The sequence below is a fragment of the Ornithinimicrobium sp. F0845 genome (assembly GCF_023015765.1).
In the GTDB taxonomy this organism is placed as follows: Bacteria; Actinomycetota; Actinomycetes; order Actinomycetales; family Dermatophilaceae; genus Ornithinicoccus.
Map to the genome: position 1 here is coordinate 43,687 of NZ_JALKAL010000002.1, position 18,254 is coordinate 61,940.

Genomic DNA, 18,254 nt, shown 5'->3' on the forward strand with positions numbered 1-18,254 from the left:
GGCCCGCCGACCCCGTGTCGGCGGGCCGTCGCCGTCAGGTCTCGAGCAACCGATGGACGACGGTGTCGGCGAGCAGCCGCCCGCGCACGGTCAGCACCGCCCTGCCGCCCAGCGCCCCGCGACCGTCGATCAGACCATCGGCGATCAACCCGGCGACGGCGGCGCGCCCACGACCGTGCACCAGGGACAGGTCGAGCCCCTCGACCAGCCGGATCCCGAGCAGGACCTCCTCGTCGTGGCGCTGCTCGGCGGTGAGCACCTCGCGGCCCGCCCCCGGTGAGACACCCGAGGCGACGCGTTCGGCATACGGCGCGGGGTGTTTGACGTTCCACCACCGCACCCCGCCCACATGGCTGTGCGCGCCGGGCCCGATCCCCCACCAGTCGGCGCCGCGCCAGTAGTTCTCGTTGTGCCGGCAGCGGCCCTCGACCTCGCGGGACCAGTTGCTGATCTCGTACCAGCCGTAGCCCGCCCCACCCAGCACCCGCTCGGCCAGCTCGTATTTTTCGGCCTCGTCGTCGTCATCCGGCATCTGCACGCTGCCGCGCCGCACCTGCGCCGCGAGCTTGGTCCCGTCCTCCACGACGAGTGCGTAGGCGGAGACGTGGTCCGGCTCCAGGTCCAGAACGGCCTCCAGGCTGGCGCGCCAGTCCTCGAGCGACTCCCCCGGGGTGCCGTAGATCAGGTCGAGGCTCACCTGCAGCCCCGCGGCCTTCACCGCCTCCACCGCCGTCCGGATGTTGGCCGGGTCGTGGGTGCGCTCCAGGGTCGCCAGCACGTGCGGCACGACCGACTGCATGCCCAGGCTGACGCGCGTGAAACCGCCCGCCGCGAGACGGGCCGCGACCCCTGGCGTGATGGTGTCCGGGTTGGCCTCGGTCGTCACCTCGGCCCCGTCGACCAGCCCGAACTGCCCCCGTATGCCGTCCAGCACCCGGACCAGGTCCTGCGGGGGGAGCATGGTCGGCGTGCCGCCGCCGACGAACACGGTCTGCACCTTCGGAGCCCGTTCTCCCAGCACCTGTCGCGCGAGGCGGATCTCGGCGAGCGCGGCATCGGCGAAGGTGTCGACCGTCGCACCGTGCCCGCCCAGCTCCGGCACCGTGTAGGTGTTGAAGTCGCAGTAGCCGCACCGCACCCGGCAGAACGGCACGTGGACATATATCCCCAGCGGCTGCTCCCCCAGGCCGGCAAGTGCCTCCTCGGGCAGCCGGCCGTCCGCGGGCACGGGCTGACCCACGGGCTGTGCAGACGGCATACTCCCAGTGTCTCAGGCCCGGCCCGCTCGACCATGCTCGTGCCTCATCTCGCCAGCGGGCCCCCCGCCAGTGGCGCTATCAACCGGACAGGGCGTAACCCGCGAGCGCGAGCGCGGCGACGACCCAGGCCAGCGCACTCCACGTCGTCCACCGACGGGCCCGCACCTGGTCGCGGCGTGCGACGAAGGACAGCGCGAAGGCCCCGACCACCGAGGTCGGCACCAGCATCATCGACCCGAAGATCAACGTGTAGCCGTGCGGATCGATCCGTGCCTCGCCGAAGAGCGACCCCAGCACGGAGACGGCCAGGAACAGGGAGAGCGCTCCGGCAACCGTGGCCACCAGGATCGCCACCACCTGCCCGACCGTAGACACCGCCCCGCGCGCTTGCGTTCTACCTGTCATGAAGCCCTCCCTCTGATCAGCGAGGCGGGGTGCCTCATCGAGCACCACGTCCTTTCCCCAACAATAGTTTTGCGAACCTCCCTGCTTCTATGGTTCACTAGTCTAGTAATGAACCAGTGAGGAGCCCGTATGTTCGAGGGTCGAGACCCGATCTACCACCAGATCGCCGAGGCGATCCGTGGTGAGGTCCTCTCCGGCGCGCTCGAGGAGGAGGACCAGGTCATGTCCACGACGCAGTACGCCACGACGTACCGGATCAACCCGGCGACAGCCGCAAAAGCATTTGCGCAGCTCGTCGATGAGGGGGTTCTCTACAAGAGGCGGGGCGTGGGGATGTTCGTCGCCCCCGGAGCCGCCGAGCGCCTCCGCGCCGAGCGCCGCCAGGCCTTCTTCGCCGAGTGGCTCGACCCGGTGATCCGCGAGGCACGACTCCTCGGTCTCAGCATCACAGACCTCACCGACTACCTGACCACGCACGCCGACAGCACACCGGCGGCGACCACCGACACGGAGGAGGGACGATGACCGGCTACGCGGTCCACACCGAGGCCCTCGGCCTCAGCTACGGCCGGACCCCGGCGCTCACCGCCATCACGCTGGACCTTGCTCCCGGACGGATCCACGGACTCCTGGGCCGCAACGGCGCAGGCAAGACCACGCTGATGTCCGTGCTCGCGTCGCTGCGACGAGCCAGCGAGGGCACGGTGCGGGTCGACGGGCAGGACCCGTTCGAGAACGAGCCGGTGATGGAGAACGTCTGCCTGATCCGGGAGAGCGGCGACCTGCTCACGGACGAGAAGCTCACCACCAACCTGAACTTCCTCGAGGGCGCTCGCCCGCGCTTCGACCGGGCCTATGCCGAGTCGCTGATGGAGGACTTCCGCCTCAACCCGAGGAAGAAGCCCCAGGCGCTCTCCCGCGGTCAGTCGTCGGCCTTCGGCGCGATCGTGGGACTGGCCAGCCGGGCACCGCTGACGATGTTCGACGAGGTCCACCTGGGCATGGACGCTCCCTCACGACAGCGCTTCTACGACGAGCTGCTCAGGGAGTTCGCCGAGCACCCGCGCACGATCGTGCTCTCCAGCCACCTGATCAGCGAGATCGAGCACATGCTCGAGACCGTGACCATCCTGCACGAGGGCCGTCTGCTGCTCTCCGGCGAGGCCGACGACCTGCACTCCCGCGGCGCGACCCTCACCGGACCGACCGCGGTGGTCGACCGGCACGTCGCAGGCCTGCAGGTGGTGGGCACCCGCGACCTCGGGCCGACCCGCCAGGCCACGGTCTTCGGCGAGCTCGACGAGAGCGCCCTGGCAGCAGCCACGAGCGAGGGACTGCAGGTGGGCGCCGTGCCCCTGCAGGACCTGTTCATCCACCTGACCGACACGCAGACCGAGGAGGTCTCATGACCACCGTCACAGCTGCTCCCGCCACCCGCAGGAGCACCCGGCAGTGGACGAGTGCGCTCAGCTACCTGCTGTCCGGCTACGTCTACATGCTGACGCTCTGGTTCTGGGCGATCGCGCTGCCCGTCGTCGCGTTGATCATGTTCATCGTCGGCCAGAACGTGGACCAGGTGACCACCTCGGGCGTGGCCTTCACCCACCACGGCGCACTCTGGTTCCCGTTCAGCATCGCGATCATCCTCTCGGTCACCTACCTGCCGATCCACGTGGCCAACGGCATGACGCGCAGCTCGTTCACCAAGGCCGCCCTCGCGGTCAACTTCATCGTCGGTCTCCTCAACGCGGCCATCGCAACCGCTGCCCTGCTGGTGGAGCGCGAGATCTATGACGCGCTCGGCTGGGTGCACGGCGGCAACGACGGGTCCGGCATCCCGGTCTTCAACGGTGGGGTGCTGACCTACGCGTTGGGCCTGGCGATCCTGTTCCTGGCGGGCCAGGTCAGCGGTTCGCTCATCGGGATCAGCTACTACCGCCTCGGTGGTTGGAAGGGCACCTTCCTCCTCCCGCTGGGCCTGCTCCCCCTGGCCGCGGTCGGGCTCCTGGGGCTGGGTCAGGGCGTCCAGTGGAACCCGTGGAGCTGGACGGCCGACATCGCCCCCTGGGGCACGGTCGCCGCCGTCCTCACCCTCATCGCAGCGGGCGTGGCCTTCCACGTCCTCGTCCGCGACATCCCTATCGACAGCAAGGACTGATCATGAGCACCACACCCACCGCCAGTATGCCGTCAGTCACCGACTCCTCCCCCGCCACAGAACCGGTGGTCCGGGTGAGCGGCCTGCGCAAGACCTACGGCGACAAGGTCGCCGTCCAGGACGTCTCCTTCGAGGTGCGCCCCGGCGAGATCCTGGGCGTCCTCGGCCAGAACGGCGCCGGCAAGACCACCACGGTCGAGGCCGTCGCCGGCCTGCGGACGGCCGCTGCCGGCACCGTCTCGGTGCTGGGGCTCGACCCGCAGCGCGACCCCGCCCCCGTCCGTGAGGTCCTGGGCGTGCAGCTCCAGGAGTCCCGCCTGCCGGGCAAGCTGCGCGTCGAGGAGGCCCTGCGCCTCTACGCCTCGTTCTACGCCGACCCCCGGGACCCCGACGAGCTGATCACCCTCCTGGGCCTCCAGGAGAAGCGGCACACGGCCTACGACAAGCTCTCCGGTGGCCAGAAGCAACGTCTGTCGATCGCGCTGGCCCTGGTCGGCAATCCCCGGGTCGCGATCCTGGACGAGCTGACCACCGGGCTGGACCCGCAGGCCCGCCGGGAGACCTGGGACCTGATCGAGGCGGTCCGTGACAGCGGCGTCACGATCCTGCTGGTCACCCACTTCATGGACGAGGCCGAGAGGCTCTGCGACCGGGTGATCATCATCGACCAGGGAAGGATCGTCGCGGAGGGCACGCCGGCCGAGCTGGCCCGTCAGGGCCGCACGGGGGTGACCTTCCAGGTGAGCCTGGGCGACGCACTGGAGGATGTCGAGGTCCTCCGCCGCCTGCCGAGCGTCACGAGCGTGACCAGCACCGACGCCACCACCACGATCACGCCCGCGCAGCGCCGGACCGACTCGGGCACCCTGCTCGAGATCACCGGCGGCCCGACTGTGCTGCCCGACGTCATCATCGCGCTGCACTCCCAGGGCATCGTGCCCGACGAGGTGCAGACCATCAGCCCCAGCCTGGAGGACGCTTTCGTCGCCCTCGTGGGCCACCCGTCCGAGGAGGACCCGACATGACCACCGCCACCCTGACCCCACCACGAAGCCGCACCGGGACCCGCGGCCTCTCGGCACTCATCGGCGCCGAGGCCAAGCTCTTCCTGCGCGACCCCGGCAACCTGTTCTTCGTCGTGTTCTTCCCGACCGTCCTGCTCATCGGCATGGGCTACGCCATTCCCGGGATGCGCGAGCCGATCACCGACCTGCCCGAGCCCTGGCTCGGCCTGCGGGCGATCGACCTCTTCGCGCCCCTGATGCTCTGCGTGGCGGCCGCGACCGGAGGCCTGACCACCGTGGCGGCCTACCTGGCCGGCTACCGCGAGACCGGGGTTCTGCGCCGCATGGCCACGACCCCGATGCGACCACAGGGCGTCCTGTTCGCGCAGATTCTCGTGCAATTCGCCGGGGTCGCGGTCGGTGGCGCGCTCGCCCTGCTCATCGCCTCTGTCGTCTTCGGGACTCCCATGCCGCAGAACTCGCTGTTGGCCCTGGTGGTCTTCCTGCTGGCGGTCGCCGCGATGTTCAGCATCGGCGTGCTCATCGGTGGCCTGGCCCCCAAGGGCTCGACCGCCTCCGGCATCGGGATGCTGATCTACTTCCCGATGCTCTTCGTGGCCGGGCTGTGGACTCCCGGCCCGCTGATGCCGGACGCGGTCGAGAAGGTCGCCACCTACACCCCGCTCGGCGCCGCCTCGCAGGCGATGAACGACGCCTGGTTCGGACTCGGTATGCCGTGGCTCCAGCTGGTCGTCATGGCCGTCTGGGCCGTGGTGATGTTCGTCCTGGCGGCCCGCACGTTCACCTGGGAGACCTGACCCCACCCTGCACGTTTCGTCAAACCTGCGATGCGCCCACCCCGCACGTTTCGTCAAACCTGCGATGCGCTTGGCGTTCCGACGGTCCTGCCTCAGGGCCCACGCATCGCAGGTTGGGCGAAACGACGGGACTGAAGTCTCGAGCTGAACTGCCGGCCGAGCGCACGGGTGCCGGCTCCCAGAGCGCACGGGGTGGGACGGGTCCTACAGCAGGCCCCGTGCGCGCGCCAGGGCCCGCGCACGGGGTGGGGACGGGTCCTACAACAAGCCCCGTGCGCGCGCCAGGGCCGCGGCCTCGGTGCGGCCGGTCGCGCCGAGCTTGGCCAGGATGTTGCTCACGTGGACGCTGACGGTCTTGGTGCTGATGAACAGCTGCTTGCCGATCTGCCCGTTGGTCCGGCCCTGGGCTACCAGAGTGAGCACCTCCCGCTCGCGGGGCGTCAGGTCCGGCTCGCCGGCGACGGTCTCGGCGGGGGCGGCCGCGGACGGGTCGAGCTGCGAGAGCTCGGCCAGCAGCGGCAGGGCACCCAGATCCGTGGCTGTGCCGCGGGCGAGGGCGACCATCTCGTGGGCGGCCGCGGTGTCGCGCTGCGCACGCAGGACCGCCGCCAACCGAGCCCGTGAGCGGGCAATCTCGAACTCGTGGCCCAGAACGACGAAGGAGTCGATCGCCCGCTCCCACGCCGCCCGCAGCTCCCCTTCGTCAGGGGCGTCGATCCCGGTGAGCCAGCGCAGCCGGAGGAGCTCGGCCTGCACCCGGTGGTGCCAGGCCTGTCCCTCCGGACCCATCGGGCGCTGGGCATCCGCGCGCGAGGCCACCGTCTCGTCGGCGTCCGCACGGATCCGGTCGGCCCGCGCCACCAGTGCCTCCCGATCAGCCTGGGGCACCGAGGCGATGTTGGTGCCCATCTGCCCCAGCAGCAGGCCGGCCAGTCGCACCTGGCCGAAGAAGCGCGGCACGTTCCAGAGCGCACTGACGATGGACACGACCTCGTCGTAGACCTCGGCCGCGCGGTCCAGCTGGCCATCGTCACCATAGGCGTCGATCCCCGCACCGGCGGCCATGATGGCCACGAACCCCTCCTCAGACCACGAGGTGCGGGAGTGCTCGACGAGGTTGATGGTCGCCGGGTCCCCCCGGCCCGCAGCGACCATCAACCGCAGGGCGGCGAGCACCAGGCGGTGGGCCGGTGGCACCGTCTGCCCCTTGGTGCTGGCGGTGCGCTCGGCGCCCACCCAGTCGCCCAGCATGTAGGCCGTGATGCCGGCCAGCACCCGGGCGTCGAACCCGTAGGGCGCCCAGGCACGGCTTGTGCTCCGGGCCAGCGCGGTGGCCTCCTCGTAGGCGGCTCGGGCTGCGGTGACGTTGCCGACCTCCAGCTGCGCACCGCCGAGCTGGTGCAGCCCCCGCAGCAGCGCCGCGGGCTCGCCGCCCTCGCGGGCCTGCGCCACGATCTCGGTGAGCGCCTCGACCGAGGCCTCCGGGTCGCCGAGGAACTCCTGCAACCTGGCCAGGGTGGTCGCCGCGTCTACGGCGGTGCCCGGCAGGTTGAGCTCGTCGGCCAGGTCGAGGGCAGCCTGCGCGAACCGGACCGCGTCCGCGAACCGGTCCTTGCCGATGTGCGATCGTGCGTGCTGGGCCAACGCCGTGGCCCGGATCGCCCGGGTCTCGGGCCCGACGAGGTCGAGAGCCTCGGTGGTGGCGGCCACCGCGGTCTCAGGATCCTCCTCGCTCATCATCGCCGCGCGCGCGAAGCCGAGCAGCAGGGCGACGCGGTCGTCCCCACCGGCGGGTGCGTCAGCCCGTGCCAGGGCGGAGCGCAGGAGCGCCGTAGAGCGCTCGGTGTGACCCGACTCCAGCAGGGCCTCGCCGGTGCGCACGGTCAGGTGCACCCGGTCGACGTCGACCTGTGCGGCGACGGCCGGGTCCTCAAGCAGCTGCAGCGCCAGCTCGTAGTGCTCAGCCGCCTCGTCCGGCCCACCGACCTGCATCGCGTCGTCCCCCGCCTCGATGCTGGCGGTGACGGCGGTCGCCAGGTCGTGCGCCGCCCGGGCATGACGAGCCAGCTCGGCCGAGGAGCCGAGACCGTTGCCCGACCTGAGGGCAGCCACGTAGGCCCGGTGCAGGCGGCTGCGCTCCCCCGGCAGGAGGTCGTCATAGACGGCCTCGGCCAGCAGGGCGTGCCGGAATGCGTAGTGCGACCCGTCCGGCACCAGGACGTTCGCCTCGACCGCGGCCCGCAGTGCGGCGTCAAGCTCGCTGTCGGTCTGGTCGACGACGGCGGCCAGCAGGTCGTGGCCGACCCGGCGGCCGGCGACCGCTGCCGCTCGCACCATCGTCTGGGCCGCGTCGTCGAGCCGGTCGAGCCGCAGCAGCAGGAGATCGGCCAGATCGGCCGGCAAGGTTTCACGGTCCAGCTCGCTGGCGTCGAGCAGTTCCTCGGCGAAGAAGGCGTTGCCCTCGGCGCGTCGCACGATCTCACGCACCCGCTCCTCGGGCAGGTCCGTGCCCGTGGTCAGCGCCTCGTGCACGGACCTCACCAACCGGCGCACGTCGGCATCAGCGAGCGCATCCAGGTGGAGGCGCTCCACCCCCGGGATGCGTCCCCACTCGGTGACGGCACCGCGCAGCGGGTGTCGCCGGTGCAGGTCATCGCTGCGATAGGACACGACCACGCTCACCGGACTGCGGAACCCACGTCCGAACAGGAAGGAGATCATGTCGCGGGTCGAGCGGTCCGCCCAGTGCGCGTCCTCGACGACCACGAGTAGCGGAGCGTCGTCCCCGAGCTCCTCCAGCGTGCCGTGGACCGCCTCGAAGAGCTCTCCGCGCGCCATCCCCTCGTCCGGCTCGTCCCCGACCGGGCCCATGCCGCGCCCGGCCAGCCCTGGACCGCCCCCGACCGGCACCGCACCCCCGGCCGACCCCGCGCCGCCCCCGGCGGCCGAGCCGCCCCGTTCCCCCGGCATACTGCCGCTGCGCATGCGCCGGCCCGGCTGCAACCGGTTGATGGCCGGTCGTGACTCGGCCAGCACCGCGGAGCGCTCCGGGGCCGCGCTGGCCAGGCGCCCGAAGAGCTCGGTGAACGGCAGGTAGGGCAGGGAGCTGTCGCCGAAGTCCAGGCAGTGCCCCACGAGGACCGTCCACCCCGCCCGCTCCGCCCGCGCCCCCAGCTCGGAGAGCAGTCGCGTCTTGCCGACCCCGGCGTCCCCGCCGAGCACGACAGCAGCCGACACCGGGTCGCTCCCGATGCCGGCTGCCGCCGTCAGGTGGTCGATCTCGCGCGCTCGTCCGACGAGCGGGGTCTGCGTACGTGGGGTGGACACGTCCTCCATCATCGCTGGCCCCGGGGGTCAGCGCGCGATCGCCACGCGTGTGCTGCCCGGCGTGGTGGGCCGGACGACCTTGTGGCGCGGCCGCGCGGGCCGGCCCCAGGCACGCCGCAGCTCCTCGCGGCGGTACTCGATCTCGCTGCTCAGGTAGGGCGAGTGGGTGGTAAACATGGTGTTGCTCCGATCTGGTCAGGGGTCCAGGTGAACCCGATGTATCCAGAGTCGGTTGCTGAGGTAGGCCAGCACATCGGAGGAACTCCGTATCTCCACCGGCGCCACTACCTCAGACGGGGTGTTCGTGCAGGTCCCGGCTACCTCAGAGGGCCCTCAGAGGCGCCGATAGGCCAGATCGGTGATGCTCCGCCCGACGGCGGCCCCCTTGCGCTCGAACCGGGTGACCGGTCGCAGCGGTGCGCGCTCGGTGGAGACCAGCTCAAAGCCCTCGTGAGCGTCGAGCACCTTCCGCATGTGGGTGGCGTAGCCGTCGATGTCGGTCGCCAGCCGCCACAGCCCGCCGACCCGGAGCACGCGGCGCACCGTGTCGGCGAACTCGGGGCCGACGATCCGGCGGTGCTGCTGCTTGCGCTTGGGCCACGGGTCCGGGAAGTAGGTCCAGACCTCCTCGACCGAGCCCGGCATCAGCATGGTGGCCAGCGCGACCTCGGCGTCCGCCTCGACGAACCGGACGTTGGGCAGCGGATCCTCGATCATCCGGGACAGGCACTGGCCGATCCCGGGGCGCCACACCTCCAGCGCCAGGAAGTCGGTGTCCGGCCGTGCCCTCGCCCCCGCGATCAGCGCGTCGCCGGACCCGGGGCCGACCTCGACGACCAGCGGCGCCACCCGCCCGAAGGCGACGGCGGGGTCCAGGCAGTATGCCGGGGCAACAGTCGTCGAACCCCCCTCCCGGGGGACGTCGATCACGTAGCGCGGGGCGAGCTGGTCGTAGGCCTGCTGGTGCCGCGGGGGCATCCGCCCGCCGCGGCGGGTGAACGACCGGGTCCGGGACAGGTAGCCGGCGGGGGCGCCGCCCTCGGGTCCAGACGCCTCCCGGTCCGACCCGTCGGTCACTGCGCTCACTTCTTGGCCTTCTCGCCGGCACCGCCGTCCTGGGACAGGGCGGCGATGAACGCCTCCTGGGGCACCTCCACCGAGCCGACCATCTTCATCCGCTTCTTGCCCTCCTTCTGCTTCTCCAGCAGCTTGCGCTTGCGGCTGATGTCACCGCCGTAGCACTTGGCGAGCACGTCCTTGCGGATGGCGCGGATGTTCTCGCGCGCGATGATGCGGGCACCGATCGCGGCCTGGATCGGCACCTCGAACTGCTGGCGCGGGATCAGCTCCTTGAGCTTGCCGGCCATCATCACGCCGTAGGCGTAGGCCTTGTCGCGGTGCACGATCGCGCTGAACGCGTCGACCGCGTCGCCCTGCAGGAGGATGTCGACCTTGACCAGGTCGGCCTCCTGCTCGCCGTCGGGCTCGTAGTCCAGGGACGCGTAGCCCTTGGTGCGGGACTTCAGGGCGTCGAAGAAGTCGAAGACGATCTCGGCCAGGGGGAGGGTGTAGCGCATCTCGACGCGCTCCGGTGACAGGTAGTCCATCCCGCGCAGCGTGCCGCGCCGGCTCTGGCAGAGCTCCATGATGCTGCCGATGTACTCGCTGGGTGCCAGGATCGTGGCCCGCACGACCGGCTCGGTGATGGTGGCCACCTTGCCGCCGGGGAACTCGCTGGGGTTGGTCACCTCGATCTGCTTGCCGTCCTCCATGGTCACCTCGTAGACCACGTTGGGCAGGGTGGAGATGAGGTCCAGGTCGTTCTCCCGCTCCAGCCGCTCCCGGACGATCTCCAGGTGCAGCATCCCCAGGAAGCCGACCCGGAAACCGAAACCCAGGGCCGCCGAGGTCTCCGGCTCGTATACCAGCGCCGCATCGTTGAGCTTCAGCTTGTCCAGGGCGTCGCGCAGGATCGGATAGTCCGAGCCGTCGATCGGGTAGAGCCCCGAGAAGACCATCGGCTTCGGGTCCTTGTAGCCGCCCAGTGGCTCGGTCGCCGGCTTGACCGCGTTGGTGACGGTGTCACCCACGCGGGACTGGCGCACGTCCTTCACCCCGGTGATCAGGTAGCCCACTTCCCCGACCCCCAGGCCCTTGGAGGGCGCCGGCTCCGGAGAGCTGACGCCGATCTCGAGCAGCTCGTGGGCCGCCCGCGTCGACATCATCGAGATCTTCTCGCGCGGGGTGAGATTGCCGTCGACGACCCGGACGTAGGTCACCACGCCGCGGTAGGTGTCATAGACCGAGTCGAAGATCATCGCCCGAGCGGGGGCGTCGGCGTCCCCGACCGGCGGAGGCAGTTGCCGCACGATGGTGTCGAGCAGCTCGGTGACGCCCATGCCCGTCTTGCCCGACACCCGCAGGACGTCCTCGGGCTCGCACCCGATCAGCCCGGCCAGCTCCTCGGCATACTTCTCCGGCTGGGCCGCCGGCAGGTCGATCTTGTTGAGCACCGGGATGATCGTCAGGTCGTTCTCCATGGCCAGGTAGAGGTTGGCCAGGGTCTGCGCCTCGATGCCCTGCGCGGCGTCGACCAGCAGGACCGCGCCCTCGCACGCGGCCAGCGAGCGGCTCACCTCGTAGGTGAAGTCGACGTGGCCCGGGGTGTCGATCATGTTGAGGATGTGCGCCGTCTCGCGACCGTGCTCGTCGGTCACCGCCCAGGGCAGCCGCACGGCCTGGGACTTGATGGTGATGCCGCGCTCGCGCTCGATGTCCATCCGGTCGAGGTACTGCGCGCGCATCAGGCGCTGCTCGACGACGCCGGTCTCCTGGAGCATCCGGTCGGCCAGGGTCGACTTGCCGTGGTCGATGTGCGCGATGATGCAGAAGTTGCGGATCAGCTCCGGCGGCGTCGCATGAGGCTGCGGCGCGGAGTGGGCGATCGGTGACACGCTGGGAGAACCTCGGGGTCGTCGGGACAGTTGTCCTAGTCTCCCACGCTCGGGCACAGACCTTGGACTCCCGCAGGGCTGGCGGGCCTCCCGCGTGGTGTGGGACCTTCGTGGTCATGGGCGCGGCGTTGGAGTTGTGTCGGCGGTTCTACGGCGAGGTGGTGCGTGCACGGGTCGACGTGCCGCACAGTGCCGGTCTGCTGGGGCGGGGCTCGGAGGTGCTCGGTTATGACGACGCGATGTCCGCAGACCACAACTGTGAGGCGCGCGTGCTGGTGTTCGTGCCGCCGGGTGTGACGCTCGAGCCGGTCGTTCCAGACCGGTTCGAGGGACGGCCGACCCTGGTCGAGGTGCACACCATCGCGGAGTTCTTCGGCTCGCGGCTCGGGTTCGACCCTGAGGCGGAGCTCACGGTCGCGGACTGGCTCACCTTCCCGGAGGCCGGACTGCTGATGATGACCGCGGGCGACGTCTTCCACGACGACCTCGGACTGGTGGACGTCCGCGCGAGGTTGGCGTACTACCCCGACGACGTCTGGCGCTACCTGATGATCGCGGCCTGGTGGCGCGTGCACCCGGAGATGAACCTCGCCGGGCGGGCCGGCTACGTCGGGGACGAACTCGGCTCGTCGGTGATCGGCGCGCAGCTGGTGCAGGACCTGATGCAGCTGTGCTTCCTGATCGAGCGACGGTATGCGCCCTACTCCAAGTGGCTCGGGACGGCGTTCCACCAGCTGCCCTGCGGGCCGGCCCTGACCCCGTTGTTCGAGGAGGTCCTGGCCGCGTCGACCTGGCAGCAGCGCGAGGTGAAGCTGATCGAGGCCTACCGTGCCGTGGGAGAGCTGCACAACCAGCGGCGGATCACGGCGCACGTCGAGCTCGAGGTGGAGCAGCTGTGGGGCCGTCCGTTCCGGGTCCTCTGGGGAGACTTCCCCGGGGCGCTCGCCGCGACGATCCAGGACCCCGAGGTCCGGCGGATCGTGGACCGCTGGCCGGTCGGCGGGGTCGACCGGGTCCGCGACGTGCTGCATCGTGCGTCCGACCGGCGACTCCTGGTGCAGCTGCTTGACCTCCGGCTGGGCAAGGACGCCGCGAACTAGGGTGGGCGCATGCCGTCGATGCAGCGCTTCCTGGAGTCCGTGCTCAAGACCCTCCGCTCGGCCACCAGGACCGCGCAGCGGCGCACCACCGGGCGGACGCAGCAGTCGTCGCGGACAGGTGGGGATCGCTATGCCGGCGACTTCGAGGGGACTCCGCGGATCAGCTACGAGCCCGTGCAGGACGACCTGCCCGACCCGGGTGAGATCGTGTGGGCGTGGGTGCCCTACGAGGAGGACCACTCCCAGGGCAAGGACCGACCGGTCCTGGTGATCGGACGTGACGGCGACCTGCTGCTCGCGCTGCAGCTCAGCAGCCAGGACCACGACAAGGACGCCGCGGACGAGGCGCGGTGGGGGCGCTACTGGGTGGACGTCGGGGCGGGCGCGTGGGACCGGGAGCGGCGCCCCAGCGAGGCGCGCGTCGACCGCATCCTGCGGATCGACCCGGCGGCGGTGCGCCGCATCGGCGCCGTGCTGGACCGCGAGCGCTTCGATGAGGTGGCCGCGGGCGTGCGCCAGCACACCTGAGGCACACGACTGCGGGAGGTGAGTGGACTGGTCCTGAACCGGCGCACCAGCCTTGTCCCGGGTCTTGGCTCGGCCATCGTGTGCATGCTCTGGTTGCCGGCATGCACGGCCGTTTCATCCCCCGGCGATGCCGCGCCGACGGTTGCTGCGGAGTCAGTCGGCGCGACGGCCGCCGCTCAGGACACGGTCGTCTGGCAGGACGAACTGGATCGTCTGGCGGACCGCCTGGGTTTGGATCGTGCCTATCCCGTATCCGTGGTCCGAGAGGTCACTCCGGCCGAGAGTCGGGAGGCGCTGCTGGCGTGCCTCGGCGAGCGTGGCTGGGTTGCGGACGCAACCGGGGGCATATCGATCGCCCCTGGTCAGGAGGACTCGTATGCGACCGCGACCTACGAGTGCACAGCGGCCTATCCGGTCCAGGAGCGCTATCTCCGACCGTTGGCGCCGCAGGCCTGGGTCCTGATCTACGACCACTTCACCAGTGTGGCGGTTCCATGTCTTGAGGACGAGGGGCTGCCGGTCCCCGGGCTGCCCAGCCGTGAGGTCTTTCTCGCCGACCCAGAGACTCACTGGGCCGAGGCTGCCCCGCAGCGAGCCAACCTGAACGCTGCCATCGCTGCCACCGGCGACGATCCCGACGAGTTCCTCGCACGGGTCTGCCCGCTCACTCCTCCGGCAGAGTCGCTGTACCCAGAAGTGCCGGAGCCTGACTGACTGCCGTCCGCGGCTCCAGCTGCTCCTGGCACCAATCCGGCAGCAGCTCCTGCCGTCTCACGCCGAGCGCGCCGTCCGTCGCAGCCGGTCGACCCTGCCGGTCCAGTAGCCGACCCACACACTGCCGGCCAACCCGAGCACGCCGGCGACCAGGCAGGCCGCGGCAAGAGGCACGACGACAAGTAGTCCCGCCAGCCCCACGGGTCCACCCGTGACCCCGAGATCACCGGCGAAGCGCCACGCGCCGAGGAACTGGGCACGACCCAGCCGCGGCGAGGCGTCCGCCCCGAGCGTCATCACGATCCCCGCGCCGAGCCCGTTGCCCAGCGCCATCAGCAGGGCGACAGCAGTCACCCCGACGATGCCACCGGTGAGCGGCAGCAGCAGGGTCCCGAGCGCGACGGCCAGCACCACGGGCACCGCCACGAACTGCCGGCCACGATGATCCATCAACCATCCGGCCGGATAGAAGAGCACCATGTCCAGGGCCGCTGCGATGCCAAAGACCAAGGACGTCTCGGCCGGTGTCATGTGCACGTGCTCGGCCCACAACGGCAGCAGGGTGGTGCGCACGGCCCGGGAGGCTGAGATGACCACGACCACGCTGCCGAGGGTGACCAGCACCCGACGGTGCTCCTTCATCACCGACCACACCGACAGGTGGCCGCTGGCCGCTTGCTCGTGCCGGCTCGCAGCACCCGGGTCCGGCATCACCAGAGCGATGCCGGCCGCGACCACGGCGGCGAGCGCGGCCAGCCAGAAGACCCCGCGAATCCCCCACTGGTGCACGGCGAGAGCGCCGAGCAGCGGTCCGATGAACAGTCCCACCCGGTGCGATCCTCCAAGCATCGACAGCGCCCGCGCCCGGTAGTAGTCGGGCACCACCTCGATCATGAACTGCTGCCTGGCCAGCAGGAAGACGGTAAACATCATGCCGCTGGCCAGGACCGCGACACTCAGCCAGAGCACCGAACCGGACAGTCCGGCACCCACCATGGCGACGGCGTCCAGCAGGCCCGCCCCCACGAGCGCCCAGCGCTCACCGACCCGCGCGACCAGGGCACCGGCGGGCAGCGAGGCGATCAGCTGGCCGATCCCCAGCAGCGCCACCACGAACGCGGCGGTCCCCAGGTCCGCACCGAGCTCCCGGGCGCGCAGCGCAAGCATCGGCAGCACGGCGCCGTGCCCGATCGCGCTGACCACCGTCGGCCCGTAGGCCGTCAGGGCCACCTCGCGCAGCCGGAACTCGGGGGTGCTCACCGCCGCATCCTGTCACCCGTCTGTCACGATGAGGGCATGGCCACGGACAGGGAGACCCTCGAGCGCTGGGCGGACTTCGGTGGAGTATGGCGGGTGCTCGCCGCGGACGACCACGTCGCCACGGTCTCGATGTGCCGGTGCGACGGTGGCGAGGAGGTCCAACGGCTCACCACCCAGGACCCCGAACTGGTGGCCTGGCTCACCGAGCACCTCTCGTCGGAGCCCCCTGGCACCGCGCGGGCGTAACCGCTGGCCAACTCTCAGCGGTGGCGGTGCACCTCACGTTCTGTCCCCCGTCCGCGTCTACGGTGTGATGAGCATGCAGCAGCCCTTCGAGCACACCGTCACCGAGCACGGCCCCACGGTCCTGCGGGTCGTCCGGGCGGTCCTCGGGCCCGGCCCAGACGCCGACGACGCGTGGTCCGAGACGTTCCTGGCGGCGCTGCGTGCGTGGCCGGACCTGCCCGCCGACACCAACGTGCAGGCCTGGCTGGTCCGCGTCGCGCACCGCAAGGCGATCGACGTCACCCGTGGGGCGCGCCGCAGGGCGCAACCCACCGACATACTGCCCGAGCGACCGGCGACGACGGGGCTCCCCGAGACGTCCGCGCCGGACCTGTGGGCCGCGGTCGCGGCCCTTCCCGAGCGGCAGCGGCTGTCGCTCGCCTACCACTACCTCGGCGGGCTGCGGCACACCGAGACGGCGGAGCTGATCGGCGGCTCCCCCGAGGCGGTCAGACGGGCCGCCGCCGACGGCATCCGCGCACTGCGCCGCACCTACACCCCGGAAGGAGCACCCCGATGAACGACACCCCCGAGAACAACGTCCCCACGGACCGTGTCGGCACGGACGCCGTCGGCACCAAGAGCGTCGCCACGGACAGTGTTGGCATGGACAGTGGGGGCAGGGACGATGCGCTGCTTGAGCGGCTGGCACCGGCGACCGACGTGGCGGGCCTGCACCGCCTCCTCGAGCTGCGTGCGGAGCAGGACGGCCTGCTGGATGTCAGCTATCGCACCGTCGACTCCCCCGTCGGCGCGCTGCTGCTGGCGACAACGCCTGTCGGACTGGTCCGGGTGGCCTTCGACCGCGAGGGTTTCGACGCGGTGCTGGAGGCGCTGGCGACCCGTCTCGGGCCGCGCGTGCTCCGGGCGCCGGCGAAGCTGGACGAGGCGGCGCGACAGCTGGAGGAGTACTTCGCCGGCACCCGCACGGCCTTCGACCTGCCGCTGGACCGCGCGCTGAGCACCGGGTTCCGTGGGCAGGTGCACGTCTATCTCCCGCAGATCAGCTACGGCCACACCGCGTCGTACGGCGAGGTCGCCGCAGCCGTCGGCAGTCCTCGAGCCGTGCGGGCGGTCGGTTCGGCCTGCGCGACCAACCCGCTCCCGGTCGTGGTGCCGTGCCACCGGGTGCTGCGCAGCGACGGCTCCCTGGGTGGCTATCTCGGTGGCGCACAGGCGAAGAACGCGCTGCTCGCCCTGGAGCACGCGGCGTGACCGGGCACTGTCGGTGGCGGCTGCCACAATCGCGGGCATGATGACCACCGACTCCCCCGTGGTGCTGGGTGAGGACGGTCTGGCGCGCCCGCCGTGGGCCGCCGCCGACCCCCTGCTCCGGGACTACTACGACACCGAGTGGGGTCTGCCGATCCGGGACGAGCGGGGACTGTTCGAGCGGCTGAGCCTGGAGGCCTTCCAGTCCGGGCTGTCGTGGGCGACCATCCTGCGCAAGCGGCCGGCCTTCCGGGCGGCCTTCGACAACTTCGACCCCGACGTGGTGGCGGCCTACGGCGAGTCCGACGTCCAGCGGCTCATGGGTGATGCGGGGATCGTGCGCAACCTGGCCAAGATCCGCGCCACCATCACCAACGCGGCCGCCACCGTGCGGCTGCGTGAGCAGGGCGGCCTCGCGGAGTTCATCTGGTCCTTCCAGCCGGACCGCACGCCCGAGCCGCGCACCCCTGACGAGATCCCCACGACCTCCCCGGAGTCACTCGCGCTGGCCAAGGCACTGCGCCGGGAGGGCTTCGCCTTCGTCGGGCCCACCACGATGTTCGCGCTCATGGAGGCGGTCGGCATCGTGGACACCCACCTGGTCGGTTCTCACCGACGAGGCACCTCCGGCGTCTGGGCGTCCTGAGGCCGGCAGCGCGGCCAGGCGTCGGTGCGAGCAACACGCCGTCGGTGCGAGGTCCATGACGTCACACCGGTGCGGATTGGCTCGCACCGATCACGGATACTGCTGCAGCGGCAGCTCGCGCACCTAGTGCTTCTCGCCGGGCAGGGCGCTGGCCTGCTTGATCCAGGAGGTCAGCTGCTCCTCGTCGACCGGGTCGTCCTCGTGCAGATCCAGGTGACGCTGTTCCGGGTGCTTGGAGGCCTCGGGTGGCTCCGGGTCCAGTGACGTGCCCCGGAAGAAGGTGACCTTCACATACTTCGTGAAGCAGCGGAAGGTCAGGAACCAGCTGTCCGGGCCGTCGCCGTAGAACGGCTGGTTCCACTTCACCGCCTTGTGCACGTCGGGGACGGTGTCGACGATGAGTCGGTCCAGGCGCTCACCCAGCCCCCGCTTCCACCCGGGCATCGCGGCGATGTAGGCCTGCACGGGTTCGTCCCCGTCGCCCTTGGGGATCTGCGGGTTGCCTCCCGACAGCAGCTTCGGCTCGGTCGTTCGTGACTTCTTCGTGTTCGTCGTGTTCATGCCATACCTCCTCCAATGGCACC

Annotated in this window: 20 protein-coding genes; 12 read left to right on the forward strand and 8 right to left on the reverse strand. The window is 70.8% G+C overall.

The genetic code is table 11. The features are described from left to right. Nucleotides 1–34 precede the first annotated feature (34 nt). On the reverse strand, nucleotides 35–1,258 hold the full coding sequence (gene hemW / locus MWU75_RS03445; RefSeq protein WP_247088187.1) for a radical SAM family heme chaperone HemW: 1,224 nt from the start codon (nucleotides 1,256–1,258) through the stop codon (nucleotides 35–37). Between the two features lie 79 nt (nucleotides 1,259–1,337). Continuing rightward, on the reverse strand, nucleotides 1,338–1,616 hold the full coding sequence (locus MWU75_RS03450; protein ID WP_247088189.1) for a hypothetical protein: 279 nt from the start codon (nucleotides 1,614–1,616) through the stop codon (nucleotides 1,338–1,340). A 177-nt stretch (nucleotides 1,617–1,793) separates the two neighbouring features. Here MWU75_RS03450 and MWU75_RS03455 point away from each other — a divergent pair, with 177 nt between their 5' ends. From MWU75_RS03455 to MWU75_RS03475, 5 genes are read left to right on the forward strand one after another with little or no spacing between them, the layout of a single operon-like run. Further along, nucleotides 1,794–2,189 carry a GntR family transcriptional regulator gene (locus MWU75_RS03455; RefSeq protein WP_247088190.1) on the forward strand — a complete coding sequence of 132 codons (396 nt, stop codon included), beginning with the start codon at nucleotides 1,794–1,796 and terminating at the stop codon, nucleotides 2,187–2,189. After that, nucleotides 2,186–3,073, forward strand: coding sequence for an ABC transporter ATP-binding protein (locus tag MWU75_RS03460; protein ID WP_247088191.1), 888 nt, complete (start codon nucleotides 2,186–2,188; stop codon nucleotides 3,071–3,073). The genes MWU75_RS03455 and MWU75_RS03460 overlap by 4 nt, the downstream gene beginning before the upstream one ends. Next, nucleotides 3,070–3,822, forward strand: coding sequence for a hypothetical protein (locus MWU75_RS03465; protein ID WP_247088192.1), 753 nt, complete (start codon nucleotides 3,070–3,072; stop codon nucleotides 3,820–3,822). The genes MWU75_RS03460 and MWU75_RS03465 overlap by 4 nt, the downstream gene beginning before the upstream one ends. Nucleotides 3,823–3,824: 2 nt before the next feature. Beyond that, nucleotides 3,825–4,847 (forward strand): ABC transporter ATP-binding protein, encoded by a 1,023-nt coding sequence (locus MWU75_RS03470; RefSeq protein ID WP_247088193.1) that lies wholly within the window; start codon nucleotides 3,825–3,827, stop codon nucleotides 4,845–4,847. Further along, entirely contained in the window at nucleotides 4,844–5,644 is an 801-nt protein-coding gene (locus MWU75_RS03475; protein WP_247088194.1) for an ABC transporter permease, read from the forward strand. Before MWU75_RS03470 ends, MWU75_RS03475 begins: the two co-directional genes overlap by 4 nt. Before the next feature lie 258 nt (nucleotides 5,645–5,902). Here MWU75_RS03475 and MWU75_RS19785 read toward each other — a convergent pair whose 3' ends face one another. The 4 genes from MWU75_RS19785 to lepA all read right to left on the reverse strand — a co-directional run bounded on the left by MWU75_RS19785 (nucleotide 5,903) and on the right by lepA (nucleotide 11,925). Further along, complete coding sequence (locus MWU75_RS19785; RefSeq protein WP_348647728.1) at nucleotides 5,903–8,971, reverse strand: AAA family ATPase; 3,069 nt, start codon at nucleotides 8,969–8,971, stop codon at nucleotides 5,903–5,905. Between the two features lie 27 nt (nucleotides 8,972–8,998). Next, nucleotides 8,999–9,148, reverse strand: coding sequence for a hypothetical protein (locus tag MWU75_RS03490; RefSeq protein WP_247088195.1), 150 nt, complete (start codon nucleotides 9,146–9,148; stop codon nucleotides 8,999–9,001). Between the two features lie 156 nt (nucleotides 9,149–9,304). Further along, nucleotides 9,305–10,057 (reverse strand): tRNA (guanosine(46)-N7)-methyltransferase TrmB, encoded by a 753-nt coding sequence (gene trmB / locus MWU75_RS03495; protein ID WP_247088196.1) that lies wholly within the window; start codon nucleotides 10,055–10,057, stop codon nucleotides 9,305–9,307. After that, nucleotides 10,054–11,925 (reverse strand): translation elongation factor 4, encoded by a 1,872-nt coding sequence (lepA, locus tag MWU75_RS03500; protein WP_247088198.1) that lies wholly within the window; start codon nucleotides 11,923–11,925, stop codon nucleotides 10,054–10,056. The genes trmB and lepA overlap by 4 nt, the downstream gene beginning before the upstream one ends. Before the next feature lie 116 nt (nucleotides 11,926–12,041). On the opposite strand from lepA, the gene MWU75_RS03505 reads away from it, so the two are divergent. The 3 genes from MWU75_RS03505 (at nucleotide 12,042) to MWU75_RS03515 (ending at nucleotide 14,267) form a co-directional block, all read left to right on the forward strand. Next, nucleotides 12,042–13,025, forward strand: coding sequence for a DUF4037 domain-containing protein (locus MWU75_RS03505; RefSeq protein WP_247088200.1), 984 nt, complete (start codon nucleotides 12,042–12,044; stop codon nucleotides 13,023–13,025). A gap of 9 nt (nucleotides 13,026–13,034) precedes the next feature. Then, on the forward strand, nucleotides 13,035–13,553 hold the full coding sequence (locus MWU75_RS03510; protein ID WP_247088202.1) for a type II toxin-antitoxin system PemK/MazF family toxin: 519 nt from the start codon (nucleotides 13,035–13,037) through the stop codon (nucleotides 13,551–13,553). Between the two features lie 255 nt (nucleotides 13,554–13,808). Continuing rightward, complete coding sequence (locus MWU75_RS03515) at nucleotides 13,809–14,267, forward strand: hypothetical protein (RefSeq protein ID WP_247088204.1); 459 nt, start codon at nucleotides 13,809–13,811, stop codon at nucleotides 14,265–14,267. Nucleotides 14,268–14,324: 57 nt separating this feature from the next. On the opposite strand, the gene MWU75_RS03520 is transcribed toward MWU75_RS03515, so the two are convergent. After that, the gene (locus MWU75_RS03520; RefSeq protein WP_247088206.1) at nucleotides 14,325–15,527 is read right to left on the reverse strand and encodes an MFS transporter; all 1,203 of its coding nucleotides are present in this window, start codon (nucleotides 15,525–15,527) and stop codon (nucleotides 14,325–14,327) included. A 36-nt stretch (nucleotides 15,528–15,563) separates the two neighbouring features. Between MWU75_RS03520 and MWU75_RS03525 the strand changes: the two genes are divergently transcribed. The 4 genes from MWU75_RS03525 to MWU75_RS03540 all read left to right on the forward strand — a co-directional run bounded on the left by MWU75_RS03525 (nucleotide 15,564) and on the right by MWU75_RS03540 (nucleotide 17,670). Continuing rightward, complete coding sequence (locus MWU75_RS03525) at nucleotides 15,564–15,773, forward strand: hypothetical protein (protein WP_247088208.1); 210 nt, start codon at nucleotides 15,564–15,566, stop codon at nucleotides 15,771–15,773. A 73-nt stretch (nucleotides 15,774–15,846) separates the two neighbouring features. Beyond that, nucleotides 15,847–16,332 (forward strand): sigma-70 family RNA polymerase sigma factor, encoded by a 486-nt coding sequence (locus MWU75_RS03530; protein WP_247088848.1) that lies wholly within the window; start codon nucleotides 15,847–15,849, stop codon nucleotides 16,330–16,332. 86 nt (nucleotides 16,333–16,418) lie between these two features. After that, nucleotides 16,419–17,027 (forward strand): methylated-DNA--[protein]-cysteine S-methyltransferase, encoded by a 609-nt coding sequence (locus MWU75_RS03535; protein ID WP_247088849.1) that lies wholly within the window; start codon nucleotides 16,419–16,421, stop codon nucleotides 17,025–17,027. A 40-nt stretch (nucleotides 17,028–17,067) separates the two neighbouring features. Continuing rightward, nucleotides 17,068–17,670 carry a DNA-3-methyladenine glycosylase I gene (locus MWU75_RS03540; protein ID WP_247088850.1) on the forward strand — a complete coding sequence of 201 codons (603 nt, stop codon included), beginning with the start codon at nucleotides 17,068–17,070 and terminating at the stop codon, nucleotides 17,668–17,670. Between the two features lie 123 nt (nucleotides 17,671–17,793). Here the strand turns inward: MWU75_RS03540 and MWU75_RS03545 are convergent, their stop codons facing one another. Continuing rightward, nucleotides 17,794–18,231, reverse strand: a complete 438-nt coding sequence (locus MWU75_RS03545; RefSeq protein ID WP_247088210.1) for a DUF1801 domain-containing protein — start codon at nucleotides 18,229–18,231, stop codon at nucleotides 17,794–17,796. Nucleotides 18,232–18,254: the final 23 nt, after the last annotated feature.